Origin of the sequence: Providencia sp. PROV061 (assembly GCF_011045655.1) — a bacterium.
Lineage (GTDB): Bacteria > Pseudomonadota > Gammaproteobacteria > Enterobacterales > Enterobacteriaceae > Providencia > Providencia hangzhouensis.
Genome location: NZ_CP042861.1, coordinates 3598767 through 3619858 on the forward strand (window position 1 = coordinate 3598767; position 21092 = coordinate 3619858).

The following is a 21092-nucleotide window of genomic DNA, read 5'->3' on the forward strand; positions in this document are numbered from 1 at the left end:
GGTTGCTCCCACAAAAAAATGGGAGCCTTCATAGATAGAAACTGGAATAGATTACCACGTTCTACCAATATTAAATTGGAACTGTTCTGATTTATCCCCTTCGTAGTCCTTAATCGGCTGCGCATAAGAGAAGACCAGTGGTCCAAGTGGAGACATCCATTGTAAAGCCACACCCGCAGAAGCTCGGATATTGCTTGCCTTACCATAGTCAGGCATACCTTCGCGCCAAGCCGCAGGAATACTGTTCCAATTAGTGTCCCATACCGTACCTGCATCAACAAAGAGAGAGGTACGAACGGAGTTCGAATACTTCTCGTCAATAAATGGAGTCGGAGTGATTAACTCAAATGATGCCGCGTACATCGCATTACCACCGACCGCATCACTTGATGGGCTTCCAGGCTCTGGGCCATCTTTTCCATTAATTTTCTTCAAATAAACCGCTTTTGGACCGATATTATTCGAGCGGAAACCACGAATGGTGCTTGAACCACCCGCATAGAAGTTTTCATAGAATGGCATTTGCTTACTGCCAATACCATCACCATAACCTGCTTGTGCACGCCCCAGAACTACCCAAGTTTCGTCTTCGTCCAGTGGATAATACTGCGCTGTATCAAAGCGTAGTTTATAGTATTCGTTATCAGAACCAGGAATTGTCACTTTACCCGATACGTTCGTTTTATTACCCGATGTCGGGAAGAAACCACGGTTTAACGAGTTATAAGTCCAACCTAAGTTAAGTGTGAAGTCATCCGCATCAAAGCTTTCTTTATTACGTCCGTTCTCTGTAACTGGTGGATTTTTACCCATAGAATCAAGGTAATCCCACATGGCAGCTTGAGCACGCATATCCGAAAGTCGGTTATGAACATAACCCGCACCGACGCGGAAAGAGTTATTTTCATTAAATGGGAAGCTTAAGAAACTGTCTAGGCCATACGTTTTGTTGTTATAGCCTGATAGATCCGCATCTTTCGCACTAAAGTCGTTATAGAAAATACGGCCGCCTAAGCTCACACCATTAACGGTGAAGTACGGGTCAGTAAATGAGAATTCAACGTTAGTTGAGTAGTCATTTTTACTTGCGTTAATACCAACTGCGTTACCTGTACCTAACCAGTTATCTTGTGTAACCCCAACTTGGAAGCTCACACCACTTTCAGTACCAAAACCGATACCAAAGTTCATTGAACCAGTATTACGCTCTTTAACCTTGTAGATAACATCTACTTGGTCAGGGCTACCAGGTACACGTTGAGTCTCTACATCAACAGTTTCGAAATAACCTGTACGATTCAGACGTTCTTTACCTAGTTCAACTAAATCATTTCCGAGCCATGCACCTTCCATTTGGCGCATTTCACGACGTAAAACAGTATCTTTACTGGTGTCATTGCCTTGGAAACGAATCTCACGCACATAGAAACGGTTACCTGCATCAATGTTTAAGTGCAATTTAACTGTTTTATCTGCATCGTTGATTTCAGGTTGTGTCATTACTCGAGGATATGCATAACCATAGCGGCCAAACATATCTTTGATTTTGTTTTCCATACTTGTCACTTGAGCACCGTTATATAATTCTCCCGGTGTAATAGTGATAAGCTCTTGGATTTCAGTTAAATGATCCGCCGTATTACCATTAACTTCGACACCCGATATTTTATATTGGTCGCCTTCAGTAATGTTAATAGTAATATAAATGCCTTTTTTGTCTGGGGTCAGACTGACTTGCGTGGAGTCTATATTAAAACGCGCATAACCACGATCAAGATAAAAACTGCGCAGAGTTTCTAAGTCACCCGCCAGTTTTTGCTTCTGATATTTCTGGTCAGCAGCAAGGTTCCACCAAGGAACATCATCACGCAATTGCAGCTTATTAACTAATTCTGCTGTAGTGTAATTTTTATTACCTACAATATTAATTTGCTGAATTTGAGCTGAAACACCTTCAGAGAAAACAAATTTTAAATCCACACGGTTACGTGGCAAAGGCGTTACAACAGCTTTTACTGTTGCATTATATTTACCAACGCTATAGTAAAAGTCTTCTAAACCTTTTTCGATATTTGCAATTGTCGTGCGGTCGAGTGCCTCACCAACGCGGATATTTGAAGCTTCCAAGTTCTGCTTGAGCATATCATCTTTAACAGACTTATTGCCTGTAAAGGTGATACTTGCAATCGTTGGCCGCTCTTTAACTTGAACGATCAGCGTGTTTCCATCACGCAGGACCCTAACATCTTCGAAGTTACCGGTTGAAAATAGGGAACGAATCGAACGGCTGATATCATCGTTATCAACTGAATCGCCAACCCTAACTGGCATGTTCAATAATGCTGCACCAACGGCGACGCGTTGTAGACCTTCGAAACGAATGTCTTTAACTACGAATCCGTCTGAACCGTATGCAGTGGCGCTGCCGAAAAGCAGCGACGCTATGAGCAACTTTTTCATCGCCATCGTTGTTATGCGTATTCCTTACTGGTCCCCAGCTTACAAAAATTAGAAGCGAGAGAAATCATTAAAAAGTGCAAGTCCCATTAACAGAATCAATGCCATTGCACCTATCCGAAAACTAAAGTCTTGTACTCGCTCAGACACCGGACTTCCTTTAATTTTTTCAATTAATAAGAAGAGCAAGTGCCCCCCATCTAAAACAGGCAATGGAAACAGATTGATGATACCTAAATTGACGCTAATAAGCGCAATAAACATCAAATAATATACCAAGCCTGACTCGGCGGATACCCCCGCACCTTTAGCGATAGATATCGGACCGCTTAAGTTATTGAGTTTGACATCCCCAACAACCAGTTTACCCATCATATTGACCGTCAACTTCATTAACTGCCACGTCTTATCACTGGCTTGGTAAAACGCAGAAAATGGCCCATATTGTTGCACCATCTTATATTCATCTGCTAACGGTAACACTGAAAGTTCTACGCCTGCAAACCCAATTTTCTCCCCACGCGGCCCATCTTGGCTATCAGGGGTCAACGTGAGTGAAATCAATTGCTGCGACCGTTGCACTTCAAGTTTTAACGGGACGCCCGGGTTATTACGAATAATTCGTGTAACGGGATCCCACAGGCCCAGAACTTCCCCGTTAACACTCACTATTCTGTCGCCTTTCTGCAAACCTGCCCGTTCACCAGCTAACCCTTGCGTTACTTTTTGGATAACAGGGTCAATTCTTGCAGAGACAGGCATTATACCTACCGACAAAATCGGATCTTGTTTCTCTGGATCAAACTGCCAAGTGGTTAAATCAACCGTTTTAGTAATCGGTTCATTATAACCACTGGGTAATACTTGCGCTGTCAGTTCACGGTCACCGATTTTACCGACCAATGCTAAACGAACTGAATTCCAATCAGGAGTTTCGATGCCATCAATAGATTTTAGTTCCATTTTTGGTTCAAAATTTGCAATTGCCGCAATAGAGCCTGGCTTTACGTCTTCAATGACAGGTTTCACAGAAGGAACACCAATCATAAAGACTATCCAATAGACAACAATTGCTAATAAAAAGTTCGCGATTGGCCCTGCACCAATAATGGCAGCTCGTTGACCGACAGTTTTATTGTTAAACGCTTGATGGCGACGTTCAGGAGAAACGCTACCAACTCGCTCATCAAGCATTTTGACATAACCCCCTAACGGGATTATCGCCAAAACAAATTCGGTACCATTCTTATCGACTTTGCGCCATAAGGTTTTGCCGAACCCTATAGAAAAGCGCTCAACATAAACACCACAGCGGCGAGCAACCCAGTAATGGCCGAACTCGTGTACTGTAATTAGCACACCTATTGCGATAATAAAGGCAACTAAACTCCAAATAAATCCCATGTATCTTCCTAAAGACCAAAACCGTTAAAAATTAACAAATTTAGCCCAGCAAAAACTGGGATTGCTGCTGTTAGGCTATCAATACGATCCAAGATACCGCCATGCCCTGGAATTAAGTGGCTACTATCTTTAATACCTGATTGGCGCTTAAACATACTCTCAGTTAAATCTCCAAACACAGATACTACAACAACAATAATTGAAGTCACTAGCAAATAATCAGGCATCACGGGGATTGGCGCAAAGGCGCTAAATAACCATGAAATAATCCCAGCAGTTATAAGGCCACCCACCAAGCCTTCCCATGTTTTACCAGGAGATACCTTCGGTGCCATTTTGTTGCGCCCGATAGTACGACCAAATGCATAGGCGCCTGAATCAGCCCCCCAAACTAGCAACATGACATACAATAACCACCAAGCTCCAAAGAATGTATCACTTTGATAACCAACGGTTCTTAAAACCATCATTCCACAATAAAATGGGATAATCGTTAACACGCCAAATAATAAGCGAATAACAACTGATTTGCCCCAAGAAGCGGAGGCGGGATAGGTAACAACTAAAATAATCGCTATCCCCCACCAAATAAGGCCAGCCCATAAACCATACAAAATCATAGGCTCAGAGGAGAACTGATTTATATCGGAAATAGAAAATTGCATTGCAAGTAATATTGCAGCAAAAACAACCGCTAAGCCTATGCGCTTAGCTTGAGAGTGCCAGCCGACAAATTGTGCCCATTCCCAAGCACCTAAAGCACAAACCGCAATCACGACAAGCCCAAAATTCGCTGGGGAAAGTAAAAACAGCGCCGCAATAACAATCGGTATTAAAATTATCGCAGTAAGCAAACGATATTTCAGCACATCTTTCCCCTATTCTTTGCCCAGTTCATCATCTGATTCAGCTCCACCATAACGGCGCTCACGCTTACTAAAAGCATCAACTGCACTCTGAAACACCATTTCATCAAAATCTGGCCACAAAACGTTGGTGAAATAAAATTCCGCATATGCGACTTGCCATAATAGGAAGTTGCTTATGCGATGCTCCCCCCCAGTTCTTATGACTAAATCGACATTTTCTTGGTCATGCATACAAATATGGTTATCGATACTTTCTTCATTGATATCATCAATAGAAAGCTCACCACTTTGTACCTTTGCAAATACTTGTTTTACACTGTTACTAATATCCCAGCGGCCACCATAGTTCGCTGCAATATTCAGTTTTAGCCCAGTGTTGTTTTGCGTTAATGCTTCTGCCTTATCAATTCTTTTTCTGAGGCGTTCACTAAAACGGCTAATATCACCAATGACTTTTAGTTTTACATTGTTTTTATGTAGGTTCTTAACTTCATTATCAAGAGCAAAAACAAATAGCTCCATGAGAGAACTGACTTCTTTCTCTGGCCTTCTCCAGTTTTCACTGCTAAAAGCATACAATGTGAGCGAACTAATCTTATTTTTTACCGCAAAGCGCACAGAATTACGGACAGATTCAACGCCTGCCTTATGACCTGTAATTCTGAGCTTCCCTCTTTGTTTAGCCCATCGGCCATTACCATCCATAATGATAGCAACATGCTTAGGCATCATTGAATCAGAGAGATTTTCACCACTAGAGTTCATTAAATATTAATCCTTGTGAGTACCACTTTGAGTATACAGACCAATAATAACTACTATTATTGAATTTGCTGATAAGACACATCCTTAAATCTCTAAGAGGTACTATGTTATTTTTCTTTTTTTAAACACATCACATATTAAAGAGTTATTATGGCTATCAGCAACTAAATAAAACACATACCAGCGTTAAATTGTCTGAGCGATTATTTTTTCTGCATTTTTACGCGCTCGTTCGTCGATTTCTAAGACCTCTTCAATCGAAACAGGTTCAGAAAAAACTTGGCTATCTAATACATTGCGATTAATTTTTGCTATATCCGTAAAGCGTATTTTGCCTTCGAGAAAAGCAGCAACTGTCATTTCATTCGCACCATTAAGTGCCGTCGTAGCGGCTTGCCCTTGGTGGCAGGCATCGATTGCGAGCTTCAAGCAAGGATAGCGTTGATAGTCAGGCTGAACAAATGTTAATGATGAAAGTGTTGCAAAATCAAGAGGTTTCGCACCAGACATGATACGCTGAGGATAAGCCATACTGTATGAAATTGGAGTGCGCATATCAGGTGTGCCCAGTTGTGCTATCACGCTGCCATCTTTATACCGAACCATGGAATGAATAACAGATTGAGGATGGATAATCACTTCCATTTGCTCGGCGCTCGCATTAAAAAAATAGCAAGCCTCGATATATTCTAGCCCCTTATTCATCATTGTCGCTGAATCGACTGATATTTTTCGCCCCATCGACCAATTTGGGTGGTTACATGCTTCATCAGGGGTCACATTATCAAGATGCGATAACGGTATATCCCTAAATGGCCCACCAGATCCGGTTAAAACAATACTTGAGATACCGGAAGCTGATAAATCGGCAAAACCTAAATTCAGTTGAATAATTTCAGGTAAACTCTGGAAGATAGCATTGTGCTCGCTATCAATAGGAAATACTGTTGCATTGTGCTTGCGAATCTCATTAAAGAATAAACGGCCACTAGTAATTAAAGACTCTTTATTCGCTAATAATATTCTTTTACCTTTGCGTATTGCCGCTAAAGTAGGAAGTAAACCGGCAACCCCAGTAATGGCTGACATAACTTGGTCAGCATCATCCAGACCAGCAAGGTCAATTGCAGCTTGTTTTCCTGACAAAACTTCAGTTTTACAATTATTCTCAGTCAAAATAGTTTTTAGCGCTTTTGCTGACGATTCATCCGCCATTGAGGCATATTTCGGATTAAACTCAAGGCACTGTTTCGCCATTTCAGTGACATTCTTTCCTGCCACTAGAGCAACGATTTGAAATTTTTCGGGATTTTGGCGAACAACAGAAAGTGTATTTGTACCAATTGAGCCTGTAGAACCTAGGATTGTCAGACATTTCATAGTGATTGAGTACTCTGTATTAATTCAATACTGAGATTATATCAGCTTAGAGGTTAGAAAGGATTTTTTAATAAGCTTGAAAAATAATAAAGCCACGCTAACGCACACTTTTACAGTTTGCATTGGTGGCTTTATTATTATGATGGATTAAAATTCCATCAACTCTGCTTCTTTTTGCGCTAATGCTTCATCAACTTTTTTGATGTAGCTATCAGTCAGCTTTTGGATATCATCTTGTGAACGACGCTCGTCATCTTCACTGATTTCTTTATCTTTCAGTAATGCTTTCACTTTGTCGTTAGCATCACGGCGAACGTTACGGACTGCGATACGGCCTTGCTCTGCATCACCACGAACCACTTTAATTAAGTCTTTACGACGCTCTTCCGTTAATGGAGGAAGTGGAACACGGATAACAGTACCCGCTGATGATGGGTTTAAGCCTAAATCAGATGCCATGATTGCTTTTTCAATCGCAGGTGACATGCTACGGTCAAAAACAGAAATAGCTAATGTGCGTGAATCTTCAACAGTGACGTTAGCTAATTGGCGCAAAGGTGTCGCTGAACCATAGTATTCAACAGTGATACCGTCTAATAGGCTTGGAGATGCACGGCCTGTGCGAACTTTACTAATTTGGCTTTTGAATGCTTCAAGGCTCTTTTCCATACGGTCTTGAGCATCTTTTTGGATTTCGTTAATCACGTTTTCAACCCTTAAGAACTGGTTATTAAAGGCCGCATGCGACCTCGCTTAAATTGTCTGAATTTATATTAGATAATACATTTAAACTCAGGTCATGTCTCTGAGTATTAATTGTGAGAAATCAGAGTTCCTTCATTTTCGCCCATAACAACGCGACGTAAAGCGCCCGGTTTATTCATATTGAATACGCGAATCGGTAAGTTATGGTCACGTGCTAATGTGAATGCCGCTAAATCCATCACTTTAAGTTCACGTTCCAAAACCTCTTGGTAACTCAGATTTTCATAAAGGACTGCGTCTGGGTCTTTAGCAGGGTCTGCTGAATACACACCATCAACTTTTGTCGCTTTTAACACGACATCCGCTTCAATTTCAATACCACGTAGGCATGCAGCGGAGTCTGTTGTAAAGAATGGGTTGCCTGTTCCTGCAGAAAAAATAACAACACGGCCGTGACGTAACAAGCTAATGGCCTCTGCCCAGCTATAGTTATCACAGACACCGTTAAGTGGGATCGCAGACATCAGTCTTGCATTCACATAGGCGCGATGTAATGCATCACGCATTGCGAGTCCGTTCATCACAGTTGCTAGCATCCCCATGTGGTCTCCGACAACACGGTTCATTCCAGCTTGTGCCAAACCAGCACCACGAAACAGGTTACCACCGCCAATAACCACACCGACCTGTATACCCAGTTCTATGAGTTCTTTAATTTCCTGAGCCATACGATCTAAAACGCTAGCATCGATACCAAAACCTTCTGCCCCTTGCAAGGCTTCGCCACTTAATTTAAGCAGAATACGCTGATAAACGGGTTTTGCATTGGTTGCCATGGTGTTCTGTCCTAACAGATATTTATTGGGGTAACACACGTAGAATTACAGTGTTCTACGTACCTAAATTTTGAATTAGTTTAAATATAATTTTTTTATACACAAGAATTCTAGCGCAATGCCTATGACGCTAACACCGCAGGGAATATACGTATATAAAACAGAGCCGCCAATTGGCGGCCCTTAGTTGATTACTTGCTCATTGCAGCAACTTCTGCTGCAAAGTCAGTTTCAACTTTCTCGATACCTTCACCTACTTCGAAACGAAGGAAACCAGAAACAGTAGCACCTTTCTCTTTCAGTAAGTCACCAACAGATTTGCTTGGGTCCATTACGAAAGGCTGGCCAGTCAGAGAGATTTCGCCAGTGAATTTGTTCATGCGACCGATAACCATTTTTTCAGCGATTTCGCGTGGTTTGCCAGATTGCATTGCGATGTCTAACTGGATTTGGTGCTCATGAGCAACAACATCAGCAGGAACATCATCTGGAGTCACATATTCAGGTTTGCTTGCAGCGATATGCATAGCGATGTGTTTCAGTAATTCTTCGTCAGCGCCTTCAGCCGCAACTAAAACACCAATACGAGCACCGTGCAGGTAGCTACCTACTTGTGCGCCTTCCAGAATAGCAACGCGACGAATATTGATGTTTTCACCAATTTTCGCAACTAATGTTGTACGAGCTTCTTCGAATTTTGCTTTCAGCGCATCGATGTCAGCATTTTTGTCAGCAACAACAGAAGCCAAAACTTCTTTACCGAATGCTAAGAAGCCTGCGTCTTTAGCAACGAAGTCAGTTTCACAGTTCAGCTCAACCAGAGCACCTGTTTTACCACCGTTGAAAACTTCAGTCAGGATAACACCTTCAGCTGCAACGCGACCTGCTTTTTTAGCCGCTTTTGCTTGACCTGATTTACGCATGTTATCAATCGCTAATTCGATGTCGCCATTAGCTTCAACGAGTGCTTTTTTACATTCCATCATACCTGCGCCAGTACGTTCGCGCAGTTCTTTTACCAATGCAGCGGTAATTCCAGACATGTGATTTATTCCTCGATATTCCCCGTGGGAGTCTTCCCCACGTGGATAGTTCTGATTCATATATAAAAGGGGCCTAAATCAGGCCCCTTCTAACATATAGCAGTACCTGTATAGCAATACCTAAATAAGGGTTTGGGCCTTATTACTCAGCTTCTACTAAGCTTTCTTCTGCTTGAACAGCCAGATCTTGTGAACGACCTTCACGAACGGTGCTTGCTACAGCGCCCAGATACAGTTTGATTGCACGGATTGCATCATCGTTACCAGGGATAACGAAGTCGATACCGTCTGGATCAGAGTTAGTATCAACGATAGCAAATACTGGGATACCCAGGTTGTTTGCTTCTTTAATAGCAATGTGTTCGTGGTCTGCATCGATAACGAACAGAGCGTCAGGTAAACCGCCCATATCTTTGATACCGCCTAAGCTGTTTTCTAACTTACCAAGTTCACGAGTACGCATCAGCGCTTCTTTCTTAGTCAGTTTGTCGAAAGTACCGTCTTGTGATTGAACTTCTAAATCTTTCAGACGTTTGATTGACTGACGAACGGTTTTCCAGTTAGTCAACATTCCGCCTAACCAGCGGTGGTTAACGAAATACTGATCACAGCTGTTAGCAGCTTCTTGAACGGCTTCGCTTGCAGCACGTTTAGTACCGACAAACAGAATTTTGCCTTTACGAGAAGCAATTTTAGTCAACTCAGCCAGAGCTTCGTTGAACATTGGAACAGTTTTTTCCAGGTTGATGATATGAACTTTGTTACGCGCACCGAAAATGAAAGGTTTCATTTTTGGGTTCCAGTAACGAGTCTGGTGACCAAAGTGTACGCCTGCTTGTAACATATCGCGCATGGAAACAGTTGCCATTTAATACCTCTGTATTTAAGTAATTGGGGTTATGCCTCCACAAATCCCATGCTACCGACTCCAAAGCTGCGTTAAAACGCATAAGAGCACCCCGGTGCACGTGTCGATTTGTGTGTGTTATTACACAATTGAGTTTTAAGTTTCGCACATCCAATATTTTATCAACGACTTTATCTTGATGCCATAAAATGACATTTCGATGATGGTGATAAGAAATAAATGGATTGCCGGCGCGCTTTATACCATAAAACCAACCTAGAAGCCAACTTTTGTTGCTTTTTTCGCTCACAAAAATGCCTAAAAGTGGTTTTGATTTAAAGCCATTGACCTGAGCAATATTTAACCATTGCTCAGGTCAATTATAGACGCTATTCGGTAAGATAAAAAAGCCTTATTTTTGCAATACCTTCTAGATGGTCTTCGTTACTATTTTTTTGCATTTTGTGCTGTTGAAAGCTCAAAATGAACAAGCTCCACTCCTTTCCTTATCTACTATAAAGTGACTTCGACTTTCGAGTCCGCTCGATAGCTAGTTGGCAGAAAATGCGGTGGCTGTTACCATATATCTCATCGATGTAAAATGGGCTACCTATTTTCCCCCTCTTTTTTAACATGCCATCAAATTCAATGTTGGCATGAATGGACTAAATTCATGGCTATTATTATCAAAACTGAAGAAGATATTCAGAAAATGCGTGTTGCTGGCCGCTTAGCAGCAGAAGTGTTAGAAATGATTGCTCCGCACGTTGTGCCGGGAGTTAGTACGGGTGAATTAGATCGCCTATGTCATCAACATATTGTTGACGTACAGCAAGCTATCCCTGCGTGCCTGAATTATCACGGTTTTCCTAAATCTGTTTGTATTTCTGTCAATGATGTCATCTGCCACGGCATTCCTAGTGATGATAAAATCTTAAAAGATGGCGATATTGTTAATATTGACGTCACCGTTATTAAAGATGGTTTCCATGGCGATACCTCCAAAATGTTTATTGTTGGTAAACCAACCATTCAAGGTGAGCGCCTTTGCCAAGTCACACTAGACAGCTTATATTTAGCAATCCGAATGGTTAAACCGGGTATTCGCTTACGTACTTTAGGTAAAGCCATTCAAGAGTTTGTCGAAAAACAAGATTTCTCAGTTGTGCGTGAATATTGCGGCCACGGCATTGGCCAAGGTTTCCATGAAGAACCACAAGTTCTGCACTATGATGCTGACGACAGTGGCGTGGTTCTACAAAAAGGGATGACTTTTACCATTGAGCCTATGGTCAATACAGGCGATCACCGTATTCGCACCATGAAAGATGGCTGGACAGTTAAAACCAAAGACCGAGGTTGGTCTGCACAATATGAACACACGTTAGTTGTGACGGATAACGGCTGTGAAATCCTCACTCTACGTAAAGAAGAAGAGCCGTTTATCTCTGCAGTATTAGTTAACGAATAATCTTCTCCATTGAGCCTTCCTAACCGAAGGCTCTTCCTCTGTTCATTTTTATCAAAAAACCGTAAGCTGGTAGCTACCCCCCTATTGCTATCAATATGGAAAGATAAAGATGACTGTAAATTCAGCTTCCTACCTCCCCCCTAATCAATTTAGTACTCATGACCTTGAACTTAATTTATTAAGACAACATGTCGATGATTTCGATCAGTGGCTGGAAGAGGCTTTCAACCAAGGTAAAGATGTTGTCGACCTTATTCACTTGCGAAGTGATTACCTTGATGCGTTACTCACTCGATTATGGCAATCCTTTCAATTTGATAAGCAGCCTGATATGTCACTAATCGCCGTTGGGGGTTACGGGCGCCATGAACTACATCCACTTTCTGACATTGATATTTTAGTTTTAAGTAAAAACCAGCTTCCAGAACACATCGCTAGTGAAATTGGGCAATTTATCACTCTATTATGGGATTTGCGGTTTGATATCGGCCACAGCGTCCGTTCCCTCGCTGAATGCATTGAAGCCGGAAATGCAGATCTAACCACCGCGACTAATCTCATTGAATCACGGTTAATTTGTGGTGATGTCGCCCTGTTTTTACAATTACAAAAAACTATTTTTAGCGATGATTTTTGGCCTTCCGCGGTCTTTTTTGCTGCAAAAATTGAAGAACAACAAGAACGCCATCAACGCTACCATAGCACTAGCTATAATTTAGAACCCGATATTAAAAGTAGCCCCGGGGGATTACGGGATATCCATACCTTACTATGGGTCGGGCGGCGTCATTTTGGTGCAACCACCGTCGATGAAATGGTAGGTTTTGGTTTTCTCACTGAAGAAGAGCGCCAAGAACTCAAAGAGTGCCTAATATTTTTATGGAAAATTCGCTTTGCGCTCCATTTAGTGGTGAAACGTCATGATAATCGACTGCTATTTGACCGCCAGTTTAGTGTGGCTCGGTTACTGGGTTATGAAGGCGAAAAAAACCAACCCGTTGAACGAATGATGAAAGATTTCTATCGCGTCACTCGCCGTGTTCGGGAACTCAATCAAATGCTATTGCAGTTATTTGATGAAGCTATTTTAACGCTTAACCCCAACGAAAAGCCCCGTCCTATTGATTCTCTATTCCAATTACGTGGATCATTGATTGACGTTATTGATGAAGAGTTATTTATCAAGCAGCCAGCCGCTATTTTAAAAATGTTTTACCAAATGGCTCGCTACCCAAATATTACAGGGATCTATTCCACTACTTTACGGCAACTACGTTATGCGCGGCGCAACCTTTCAGTGCCATTATGTGAAATCCCTGAAGCCCGAAAACTGTTTATCAAAATTCTACGCCACCCTCGCGCCATCAAAGGTGCATTTGTCCCAATGCACCTTCATAGTGTACTGAGCGCTTATACCCCACTCTGGAGCAATATCGTTGGTCAAATGCAGTTCGACCTATTTCATGCATATACCGTTGATGAACACACTATTCGCGTACTGCAAAAAATTGATAGCTTTACGTTAGAAGAAAATCGTCGTGATCATCCACTGTGTGTCAGTGTTTATCCCAAATTATTGCAGCCTGAACTTTTACGATTAGCTGCCATTTTTCACGATATAGCTAAAGGCCGATCAGGAGATCATTCCGACCTTGGCTCTGATTTTGTTTATGATTTTGCCTTACTGCATGATTTTTCTGTCAAAGAAGCTGAATTAGCTTCATGGTTGGTTAAAAACCACTTATTGATGTCGGTGACAGCTCAACGGCGTGATATTCAAGACCCCGATGTTATTAAACAATTTGCAGGGGAAGTTAAAACTGTTTCACGGCTTAACTACTTGATGTGTTTAACGGTTGCAGACATTTGCGCGACAAATAGCACACTGTGGAATAGCTGGAAACAAAGTTTAATTCGTGAACTTTTTTTATCTACAGAGCATCAATTAAATCAAGGCATGCAGAGCACCCCTGACTTACGCGAACGCATTCGTCATCATCGTTATCAAGCTTTATCATTACTACGCCAATCATCAATTGATGAAGAAAAACTGCAGGGGTTATGGTCCCGCTGCCATGCCGATTATTTTTTACGTCATACGCCATCCCAATTAGCATGGCATGCTAAGCACTTACTAGCCCATGATTTGAGCCAGCCTTTGGTATTAATCAGCACACAACCTAAACATGGCGGAACAGAAATTTTTATTTGGGGCCATGATAAACCCCATTTATTTGCCGCTGTCGCCAGCGAATTGGATCGGCGAAATTTAAGTATTCACAGTGCTCAAATTTTTACTAACAAAGACAATATGGCCATGGATACCTTCGTCGTTCTTGAGCCTAACGGTAGTCCTCTGTCCAAAGACAGATACGACCACATCCGAAAAATGTTGTTATTAGCCGTTCAGCAACCAGAAATATCACTGCCTAAGCCACGTACTCTGCCGTCAAAATTACGTCACTTTACCGTGCCAACAAAAGTCAATTTTCTACATTCCACCAACGACCGTCGCACCTATATGGAACTGTTCGCCTTAGATCAACCAGGTTTATTGGCTCGCATCGGTCATATTTTTGCTCAAATGGAAATTTCTCTATATGGCGCACGCATCACGACAATTGGCGAAAAAGTGGAAGATTTCTTTGTTTTAGCTGATAAGGAACACAAAGCGTTGACTAAAAATATGCAACAAGAGTTATCAGAAAGGTTGACAGAGGCCCTAAAATCGAAGGATAAAATATAGCGTCCATCACATTTTTATGGTGAACGTTCATTTTTTATAACATTCAAGAGGAAAATACAATCAATGCAGCATTTACAAGCGATCATTGAACAAGCGTTCGAAGAGCGAGCCAGTATCACACCAAATACGGTATCAAACTCAGTAAAACAAGCCGTGTTAGATACCATTGCATTACTCGATAGCGGAGAACTACGTGTAGCTGAGAAAATTGCCGGTGTTTGGGTTACCCATCAATGGCTGAAAAAAGCTGTTTTGTTATCATTTCGCATTCAAGATAACCAAGTGATTGACGGTGCAGAAAGCCGTTATTTCGATAAAGTTCCAATGAAATTTGCGGATTATGACCAAGCTCGCTTCGAAAAAGAAGGCTTCCGAGTTGTTCCTCCTGCCGCTGTTCGTAAAGGCGCTTATATCGCTAAAAATAGCGTATTAATGCCGTCATATGTCAATATTGGTGCTTACGTCGATGAAGGCACAATGGTAGATACATGGGCAACCGTTGGTTCATGTGCACAGATTGGTAAAAACGTGCATTTATCTGGTGGTGTAGGGATCGGTGGCGTATTAGAGCCATTACAAGCTAACCCAACAATTATTGAAGACAACTGCTTTATTGGTGCTCGTTCTGAAGTGGTCGAAGGGGTGATTGTTGAAGAGGGTTCCGTTATTTCAATGGGGGTTTATCTGGGGCAAAGCACCAAAATCTATGACCGTGAAACAGGTGAAATTCATTACGGCCGAGTCCCTGCTGGCTCCGTAGTTGTTTCAGGTAATTTGCCATCTAAAGATGGTCGCTACAGCCTGTATTGCGCCGTCATTGTAAAAAAAGTTGATGAGAAAACTCGCGGTAAAGTGGGTATTAATGAATTATTAAGAACGATTGATGAGTAATTAAACGCCTAAAATCTCACGCCAAACCTGTTACTGGTTTTTATAATAAACTTTTATAGTGAGCCACTGTAATTAGGTTAAAAAACTAAAGCTATCCCGAATCGCATACCCCCGTATGCAACTCGGGTGGCCATATCAGTGTTACCTTTTAATATTAGCGCATTAATTGCAAAGAGAAGTTTGTCAATTTCTACAAATCGCGCATAATATGTCCGTGGCTTTTGCCGTTTACCTCTAATAAAACTGTATTATTTTATTTTTCATTATAATGATGCTGTTTGTGTAATAACATCATTATATCTATCACCCAAACGAATGGGATAGATAGCTTATTAACGAGAAATAGACCGATATTGTTACGGCCTGCTCACACTATCACTTTGTTCACCGACTCTGTCTCTACAGTAAAGCGAGCTAACATGTACGATAATTTGAAAAGTTTAGGCATCAGTAACCCTCAAGATATTGACCGCTACACCTTACGCCAAGAAGCGAATAATGACATTTTAAAAATTTATTTTCGCAAAGATAAAGGGGAGTTTTTCGCTAAAAGCGTAAAATTTAAATACCCACGCCAGCGTAAAACTATTGCGGATGGTAATAATAATTTCAAAGAAATTAATGAAATTAACACTAACCTACGTTACGCCATTGAAGAACTAGATCAAATTTGCCAAACAGATCAAACTGACATTGATTTAAAACACAAAATTCTCGATGACTTACGCCATCTTGAACATGTGGTTTCAAATAAGATCGCAGAAATTGAAGCAGATCTAGAAAAATTGACCCGTAAATAATTTACAGGTGAAATGATTAATTTACTGCGCCGTAGCACTGCCAATATTTATCATTAATATAGGTAATACTACGGTGCAGACATTTAAAGCAGCTCCGCCCATGCTTCAACCCAAGGCTTAGCAAACTCCTCAGGAACATCCACCTCAATTGCATCAATAAATAAAATATCGCCAATACGGGTCGCTGATTGTTCAGCTAACAGTTCATCGAAACGAATACCTGCGCCACAAAAACTTTCATAGCTGCTATCACCTAAAGCAATTATTCCGTAACGTAAATCAGGTTGATAACCGACAACATCTTTGATTTCACTATATAACGGAGCGATGGTGTCAGGTATATCCCCTTGCCCTGTAGACGAAGTCACAATAAGTGCAATTTCATTACCTGAATTATAAAGTTGCCAATCGCTCAAGGTGGGCTCATCAAAAACAACCACTTCATGCCCTTGCTGCTCTAAAATTTCTTGTGCTGTTTCCGCAACAGCTAAAGAGTTACCATAGACAGTTCCAACAAAAATGCCTATTTTTGACATAACATTCCCTCTATTTCATAGTTAACTTGATGAGTTAATAACGTTTATCCCTAATTTTGCAACTGTATCTGACCATCCAAATTGCTCAATTAATGATAACCATTGTGTATCCCACGTAGCCACTAACGATATATTTTCTTTTGTTATTGGGTGATTTAAATTTAATAAGCTGGCATGTAACATCAGGCGAGACACTGAAAAATGCGTATTCACCCCTCGGTTTTGGCGTAAGTCTCCATGCTTGCTATCACCAATAATAGGGTGACGAAGATGAGACATATGCCTTCTCAATTGATGTTTACGGCCAGTTTCAGGTTTTAACTCAACTAAACTAAATCTTGATGTTTCATATCGCCCAATCGCAATAGCGCATTCAACTGTCACTATCGGTTTACAGTGGGTAACGCATTCCTGTAAAACAGGTTCACGTGATGCATGTTTATCCGCAATTTTATCTAACTCTTCTAATAGCGGGTAATCGATGGTTTGCTCTTCGGTTAAATAACCGCGAACGACAGCGTGATACACTTTTTCTAACTGATGGTTTTCAAATTGAGCCGATAACAGCCTTGCGACGTCACTCGATAACGCAAATAGTAATATACCTGACGTCGGCCTATCGAGGCGATGAATGGGGTAAACATACTGGCCAATTTGGTCACGTAGTGTCTGCATCACAAATACGGTTTCTTTACTGTCCAGCCAACTGCGATGCACTAACATACCAGCAGGCTTATTAACCGCTACCATATATTCATCGTGATAAATAATTTCCAGCATCAATAAATTACCCGCAGGTCTTAGTGGAGAAAAAACCATCTAACTCACGCAAATAATTGATAAGTAGAGTATATTGTTCTTCTTCATCATGCTTATACGCTTCTTCAAAATAAGGAGCGACCGCAAAATTAGTTGGCAGCGTAGCCCCTTGTTCAATTAACAGTTGTAGACGAGGTATTAAAATCCACTGCAGCCACTCTATAGCCTCCATCGTATCAATACAAAAAGGCTCTACGCTGTTAAAAGCCTCGGGTGAAGGTGGTTGTTCATTCCAAAGAGATTTTAATTTCATTTCCTCTTCTAAGTGACGAAGTTTCTCAATAATACGTTGTTCAATATTCATACTTAAACTCATTTAGTGATGGCTGCAGCAAATATACGGTATTTTCTATCATAATTCTGTCGGATACATGGGGTTAAGCCTCAGCAAATACAAGTTTATTTATTTTGCATATCGATAATAATTATTATCGTAGCTATTAATCGAACAACTCATTTAATAAGATTCGTTTATATTTTGTTGCAGATAGCACATGTAAGATTAAATGTTTTATCAATTTAGTACTTACAGAATAATTAACAACAAAATGGTTTATCTATGGGACGACTAAAACAGTGGCGCAAGGAAAATAAAGTCTGGAAAGCTTTAAACTCTAACTATATTGAATTAAAAAGAAAAATACGTATTTCAAAGCTACCTTCGTCACAATATCAGCATTATCAAGTTATGTGCCAAAACTACCGTAGTGCGCAATTTTCTTCAGTTATTGAAGGCGTTCCTCATTTTATCGAACGCCCTATAAATAAGTATCTACATAAAAGCTGGAGCGGAAAACAAAAACTATCAACCGCCAGCTACACGCTCAATTTAATTGAAAGTACATTCAAGCCCGAAGCTATTGAAGCTATGTTTTCTGCTAAGCGAGAAGGGCTTCTCGTGGCAAACATTGAATTAAAATCAGGAGAGTTCGCTCAATTAACATTGATTTACTCTCAATACCCTCGAGAAGGCGACCTCACTTTACACTTGAGAAATGAGACCGGTGACGATATTTATTTAATGAGTTTTTCCTTCGGCCCAGAAGGACAATTGTACGTGTGCTCTTTGCAAGGCCCTTCCACTGAACAAAGTGTCGATCAAGTTAGGTTGATAACTAAGCAAATGCACGGTATGAGGCCCAAAAATTTATTAATGTCAGCGGTTTATGCAGTAGCAGCCTTCTTTGATGTAAAATCAATATTAGGAATTTCAAACCAGTGTCATATTAAGAGCCAGCATTTGAAATCAAGCTATGATACGTTTTGGCAAGAATGCGGTGCCACGAAAACACCTGATGGTTGGTTCCAATTACCTATTCAAGAACCTGTACGAGATATAGAGTCAGTGAAAAGCCAGCGTCGTGCTGAATTTCGCCGCCGAGAAGCGCTACGCGATTCCATGACCCAAGGTATTATTGCTTCGCTAACTAAAAATTCAATTAGATTAGAACATTGATTTAAATAAATTAAAGTACCTTTAATTTTTTTAAATCACCCCGCTACAATAGGTATTAACTAAAAAAGCCAGTCAACCGAAGCTGACTGGCTCATACTTTAAAATTTACGCATCCTGCAAATGACTTCCCGTCATTCAACATCCTGTTGATTAAAACAAATTTATAGATTTATCACCTAATCGCGTTCCATCGCCTTGTTTTAAAAAATTTTTACACCTCACATGAAGGTATAAAAAGCTAAACGAGTTTACCCTGTCCAGCGCGATAAGAATGCATTAAATCTATTAATGAAACAACCTAGCAAAATAAACAATAACACGGTAAAAATACGCAAAAAGTACAAACCAGATAGTAACGCCATGAAATTAAAAGTTAAATAATTATCATTACAATATAAAGAATATTTTTTAAGAAATTACTTAGCTTAATTGTAGGCATTTACTTACACAAACCCGCTTAAAAACACTTACCCCTGAGGCTCAACAACAACCACTAGCTCATCGAGAAAACTTGTTAAATTCGAAGAAAGTACACGCCTTTCCTGACTACCAAATTTTTCTAATATAATTTCCCCCGTGAGATTACACATTGATATCATTTCAATCTCTGATTCCAACGTTGCAATGAATAGCGTGGGTGATAGTTTTAAACGCTTTTGAGTCACTAAATGACCAATTAAATTTTCTTGCAAACGGATGAAATCATCTTCATTCCACACCTGTACTAAACTCAACGTAATATCACGAAATGTGGCTTTCATATCGCCAGCAAGCTGTGCAGTATAAAAAGCATGGATATCACCTTGTAAATTAATCTCCAATGCTGTCGCAACTTTATCTAAGCTCGCATCCTTTATTGGAAATGGTTGAGGTTCCCAGTAAACCCAGTTTTCACCTGTGCGGACAATACATGGCGATGGAATACCATATAAGTCTGTTGAGGCGGGAGGTAACCCCGTTTGTTGGTGCCATTGTGAAATATATTTCTGAGTAAAATTATGTAGTGCGGCAGAATGTGAAGTATTCATAATTATGTGTTTTTTGTCGTCAATTTAAAGAGAAAGGCGTCAATGTTGTCGATAAATGGTATTATGACAGAAGTTCACAGACGAAGAAAATATCCCAATTTTACCTATTAGCCTCATTTTCAGTTTATGAAGTATAAGGACCTATATGTCACACTACCAGAATAATCCCGCACTTAATAATTTAACTCTTGGAAAGAAAACGGATTATCATGATCAGTATGATGCCACATTATTACAAGCTGTCCCTCGTAGCTTAAATCGTGACCCTTTAGCCATTCACGCTAAAGCACTTCCATTTCACGGTGCTGACATTTGGACAATGTATGAGCTTTCATGGCTAAATCAGCGCGGTGTTCCCCAAGTAGCAATAGGCTCGATTAGTGTTGATGCAAATAGCGAAAACTTAATTGAATCTAAGAGCTTTAAGCTTTACCTAAATAGTTTTAACCAAACACGTTTTGAAACTTGGGAAAATGTGCGAAGCGCTTTGCAAAATGATTTAAGCCGCTGTGCTAATGGCCAAGTAAGCGTTACACTTCATAAATTAGAGCACTTTGCTCATCAACCTATCCAGCCATTACTTGGCGAATGTATTGATGAACAAGAGATTGATATTGATAATTATGAGTTTAATCGAGATTATTTGGCGAATAGCACCCAGCAACAAGTTGTTGACGAAACGTTAGTGAGCCATTTATTAAAATCAAACTGTTTAATTACCAACCAACCTGACTGGGGCTCTGTGCAGATCCACTATTGTGGACCCAAAATTGATCGTGAAGCCTTATTACGCTACTTGGTCTCATTTCGCCATCATAATGAGTTTCACGAACAATGCGTTGAACGCATTTTCACTGATATTATGCAATTGTGTAACCCTGAAAAATTAAGTGTTTATGCACGCTATACTCGCCGTGGAGGGCTTGATATAAACCCATGGCGTAGTAATGAAGAATTTACGCCAGAACTAGGTCGCTTATCACGACAATAAGTATATATAGTTGAAAAGTAAGTGTAATTAATACATTTGCAGTACAAT

Annotated in this window: 19 protein-coding genes; 6 read left to right on the plus strand and 13 right to left on the minus strand. The window is 40.6% G+C overall.

The annotated features are described in order from the left end of the window. Positions 1-51 precede the first annotated feature (51 nt). The 9 genes from bamA to rpsB form a co-directional block, all read right to left on the minus strand. The gene (bamA, locus tag FVA72_RS16610) at positions 52-2466 is read right to left on the minus strand and encodes an outer membrane protein assembly factor BamA (protein WP_004257462.1); all 2415 of its coding nucleotides are present in this window, start codon (positions 2464-2466) and stop codon (positions 52-54) included. Positions 2467-2508: 42 nt separating this feature from the next. Continuing rightward, on the minus strand, positions 2509-3861 hold the full coding sequence (gene rseP, locus FVA72_RS16615; protein WP_004257481.1) for a sigma E protease regulator RseP: 1353 nt from the start codon (positions 3859-3861) through the stop codon (positions 2509-2511). A gap of 8 nt (positions 3862-3869) precedes the next feature. Then, positions 3870-4730: a phosphatidate cytidylyltransferase gene (gene cdsA / locus FVA72_RS16620; protein WP_094961137.1), complete on the minus strand. Its 861-nt coding sequence runs from the start codon at positions 4728-4730 to the stop codon at positions 3870-3872. A 9-nt stretch (positions 4731-4739) separates the two neighbouring features. Next, positions 4740-5495, minus strand: a complete 756-nt coding sequence (uppS, locus tag FVA72_RS16625) for a polyprenyl diphosphate synthase (protein WP_004257489.1) — start codon at positions 5493-5495, stop codon at positions 4740-4742. Between the two features lie 186 nt (positions 5496-5681). After that, positions 5682-6875, minus strand: coding sequence for a 1-deoxy-D-xylulose-5-phosphate reductoisomerase (gene ispC / locus FVA72_RS16630; RefSeq protein ID WP_110591289.1), 1194 nt, complete (start codon positions 6873-6875; stop codon positions 5682-5684). 147 nt (positions 6876-7022) lie between these two features. Beyond that, positions 7023-7580 carry a ribosome recycling factor gene (frr, locus tag FVA72_RS16635; RefSeq protein ID WP_004257496.1) on the minus strand — a complete coding sequence of 186 codons (558 nt, stop codon included), beginning with the start codon at positions 7578-7580 and terminating at the stop codon, positions 7023-7025. 107 nt (positions 7581-7687) lie between these two features. Continuing rightward, entirely contained in the window at positions 7688-8416 is a 729-nt protein-coding gene (pyrH, locus tag FVA72_RS16640) for a UMP kinase (RefSeq protein WP_004257499.1), read from the minus strand. Positions 8417-8607: 191 nt separating this feature from the next. After that, the gene (gene tsf, locus FVA72_RS16645; RefSeq protein WP_004908761.1) at positions 8608-9459 is read right to left on the minus strand and encodes a translation elongation factor Ts; all 852 of its coding nucleotides are present in this window, start codon (positions 9457-9459) and stop codon (positions 8608-8610) included. A 142-nt stretch (positions 9460-9601) separates the two neighbouring features. Next, positions 9602-10327 (minus strand): 30S ribosomal protein S2, encoded by a 726-nt coding sequence (gene rpsB / locus FVA72_RS16650; RefSeq protein ID WP_004257504.1) that lies wholly within the window; start codon positions 10325-10327, stop codon positions 9602-9604. A gap of 652 nt (positions 10328-10979) precedes the next feature. Between rpsB and map the strand changes: the two genes are divergently transcribed. The 4 genes from map to FVA72_RS16670 all read left to right on the plus strand — a co-directional run bounded on the left by map (position 10980) and on the right by FVA72_RS16670 (position 16214). Next, positions 10980-11777 carry a type I methionyl aminopeptidase gene (gene map / locus FVA72_RS16655; RefSeq protein WP_036957992.1) on the plus strand — a complete coding sequence of 266 codons (798 nt, stop codon included), beginning with the start codon at positions 10980-10982 and terminating at the stop codon, positions 11775-11777. A gap of 109 nt (positions 11778-11886) precedes the next feature. Further along, positions 11887-14523, plus strand: coding sequence for a bifunctional uridylyltransferase/uridylyl-removing protein GlnD (gene glnD / locus FVA72_RS16660; protein WP_110591288.1), 2637 nt, complete (start codon positions 11887-11889; stop codon positions 14521-14523). A gap of 63 nt (positions 14524-14586) precedes the next feature. Beyond that, the gene (dapD, locus tag FVA72_RS16665; protein ID WP_004257518.1) at positions 14587-15414 is read left to right on the plus strand and encodes a 2,3,4,5-tetrahydropyridine-2,6-dicarboxylate N-succinyltransferase; all 828 of its coding nucleotides are present in this window, start codon (positions 14587-14589) and stop codon (positions 15412-15414) included. Positions 15415-15833: 419 nt separating this feature from the next. After that, positions 15834-16214 (plus strand): DUF3461 family protein, encoded by a 381-nt coding sequence (locus FVA72_RS16670; protein WP_004908747.1) that lies wholly within the window; start codon positions 15834-15836, stop codon positions 16212-16214. 83 nt (positions 16215-16297) lie between these two features. On the opposite strand, the gene FVA72_RS16675 is transcribed toward FVA72_RS16670, so the two are convergent. The 3 genes from FVA72_RS16675 to FVA72_RS16685 are packed head-to-tail and all read right to left on the minus strand — an operon-like array spanning position 16298 to position 17873. Beyond that, complete coding sequence (locus FVA72_RS16675; protein WP_004257522.1) at positions 16298-16750, minus strand: flavodoxin; 453 nt, start codon at positions 16748-16750, stop codon at positions 16298-16300. A gap of 21 nt (positions 16751-16771) precedes the next feature. Next, on the minus strand, positions 16772-17530 hold the full coding sequence (gene truC / locus FVA72_RS16680; protein WP_110591287.1) for a tRNA pseudouridine(65) synthase TruC: 759 nt from the start codon (positions 17528-17530) through the stop codon (positions 16772-16774). Between the two features lie 7 nt (positions 17531-17537). Next, a complete protein-coding gene (locus FVA72_RS16685) occupies positions 17538-17873 on the minus strand; it encodes a YqcC family protein (protein WP_110591286.1) in 336 nt (111 codons plus the stop codon). Positions 17874-18128: 255 nt separating this feature from the next. Between FVA72_RS16685 and FVA72_RS16690 the strand changes: the two genes are divergently transcribed. Further along, the gene (locus FVA72_RS16690) at positions 18129-19025 is read left to right on the plus strand and encodes a DUF535 family protein (RefSeq protein WP_110591285.1); all 897 of its coding nucleotides are present in this window, start codon (positions 18129-18131) and stop codon (positions 19023-19025) included. A 467-nt stretch (positions 19026-19492) separates the two neighbouring features. On the opposite strand, the gene syd is transcribed toward FVA72_RS16690, so the two are convergent. Continuing rightward, positions 19493-20053, minus strand: a complete 561-nt coding sequence (syd, locus tag FVA72_RS16695; RefSeq protein WP_110591284.1) for a SecY-interacting protein — start codon at positions 20051-20053, stop codon at positions 19493-19495. Between the two features lie 145 nt (positions 20054-20198). Here syd and queF point away from each other — a divergent pair, with 145 nt between their 5' ends. Then, complete coding sequence (gene queF / locus FVA72_RS16700; protein WP_110591283.1) at positions 20199-21044, plus strand: NADPH-dependent 7-cyano-7-deazaguanine reductase QueF; 846 nt, start codon at positions 20199-20201, stop codon at positions 21042-21044. The last annotated feature ends 48 nt before the right edge of the window (positions 21045-21092 follow it).

Coding starts and splice junctions, on each gene's coding strand:
- truC (WP_110591287.1), bottom strand. CDS start 17,530: ATGCTGGAAATTATTTATCACGATGAATATATGGTAGCGGTTAATAAG.
- uppS (WP_004257489.1), bottom strand. CDS start 5,495: ATGAACTCTAGTGGTGAAAATCTCTCTGATTCAATGATGCCTAAGCAT.
- dapD (WP_004257518.1), top strand. CDS start 14,587: ATGCAGCATTTACAAGCGATCATTGAACAAGCGTTCGAAGAGCGAGCC.
- syd (WP_110591284.1), bottom strand. CDS start 20,053: ATGAATACTTCACATTCTGCCGCACTACATAATTTTACTCAGAAATAT.
- tsf (WP_004908761.1), bottom strand. CDS start 9,459: ATGTCTGGAATTACCGCTGCATTGGTAAAAGAACTGCGCGAACGTACT.
- FVA72_RS16690 (WP_110591285.1), top strand. CDS start 18,129: ATGGGACGACTAAAACAGTGGCGCAAGGAAAATAAAGTCTGGAAAGCT.
- FVA72_RS16675 (WP_004257522.1), bottom strand. CDS start 16,750: ATGTCAAAAATAGGCATTTTTGTTGGAACTGTCTATGGTAACTCTTTA.
- FVA72_RS16670 (WP_004908747.1), top strand. CDS start 15,834: ATGTACGATAATTTGAAAAGTTTAGGCATCAGTAACCCTCAAGATATT.
- rpsB (WP_004257504.1), bottom strand. CDS start 10,327: ATGGCAACTGTTTCCATGCGCGATATGTTACAAGCAGGCGTACACTTT.
- pyrH (WP_004257499.1), bottom strand. CDS start 8,416: ATGGCAACCAATGCAAAACCCGTTTATCAGCGTATTCTGCTTAAATTA.
- rseP (WP_004257481.1), bottom strand. CDS start 3,861: ATGGGATTTATTTGGAGTTTAGTTGCCTTTATTATCGCAATAGGTGTG.
- bamA (WP_004257462.1), bottom strand. CDS start 2,466: ATGGCGATGAAAAAGTTGCTCATAGCGTCGCTGCTTTTCGGCAGCGCC.
- ispC (WP_110591289.1), bottom strand. CDS start 6,875: ATGAAATGTCTGACAATCCTAGGTTCTACAGGCTCAATTGGTACAAAT.
- FVA72_RS16685 (WP_110591286.1), bottom strand. CDS start 17,873: ATGAATATTGAACAACGTATTATTGAGAAACTTCGTCACTTAGAAGAG.
- glnD (WP_110591288.1), top strand. CDS start 11,887: ATGACTGTAAATTCAGCTTCCTACCTCCCCCCTAATCAATTTAGTACT.
- queF (WP_110591283.1), top strand. CDS start 20,199: ATGTCACACTACCAGAATAATCCCGCACTTAATAATTTAACTCTTGGA.
- map (WP_036957992.1), top strand. CDS start 10,980: ATGGCTATTATTATCAAAACTGAAGAAGATATTCAGAAAATGCGTGTT.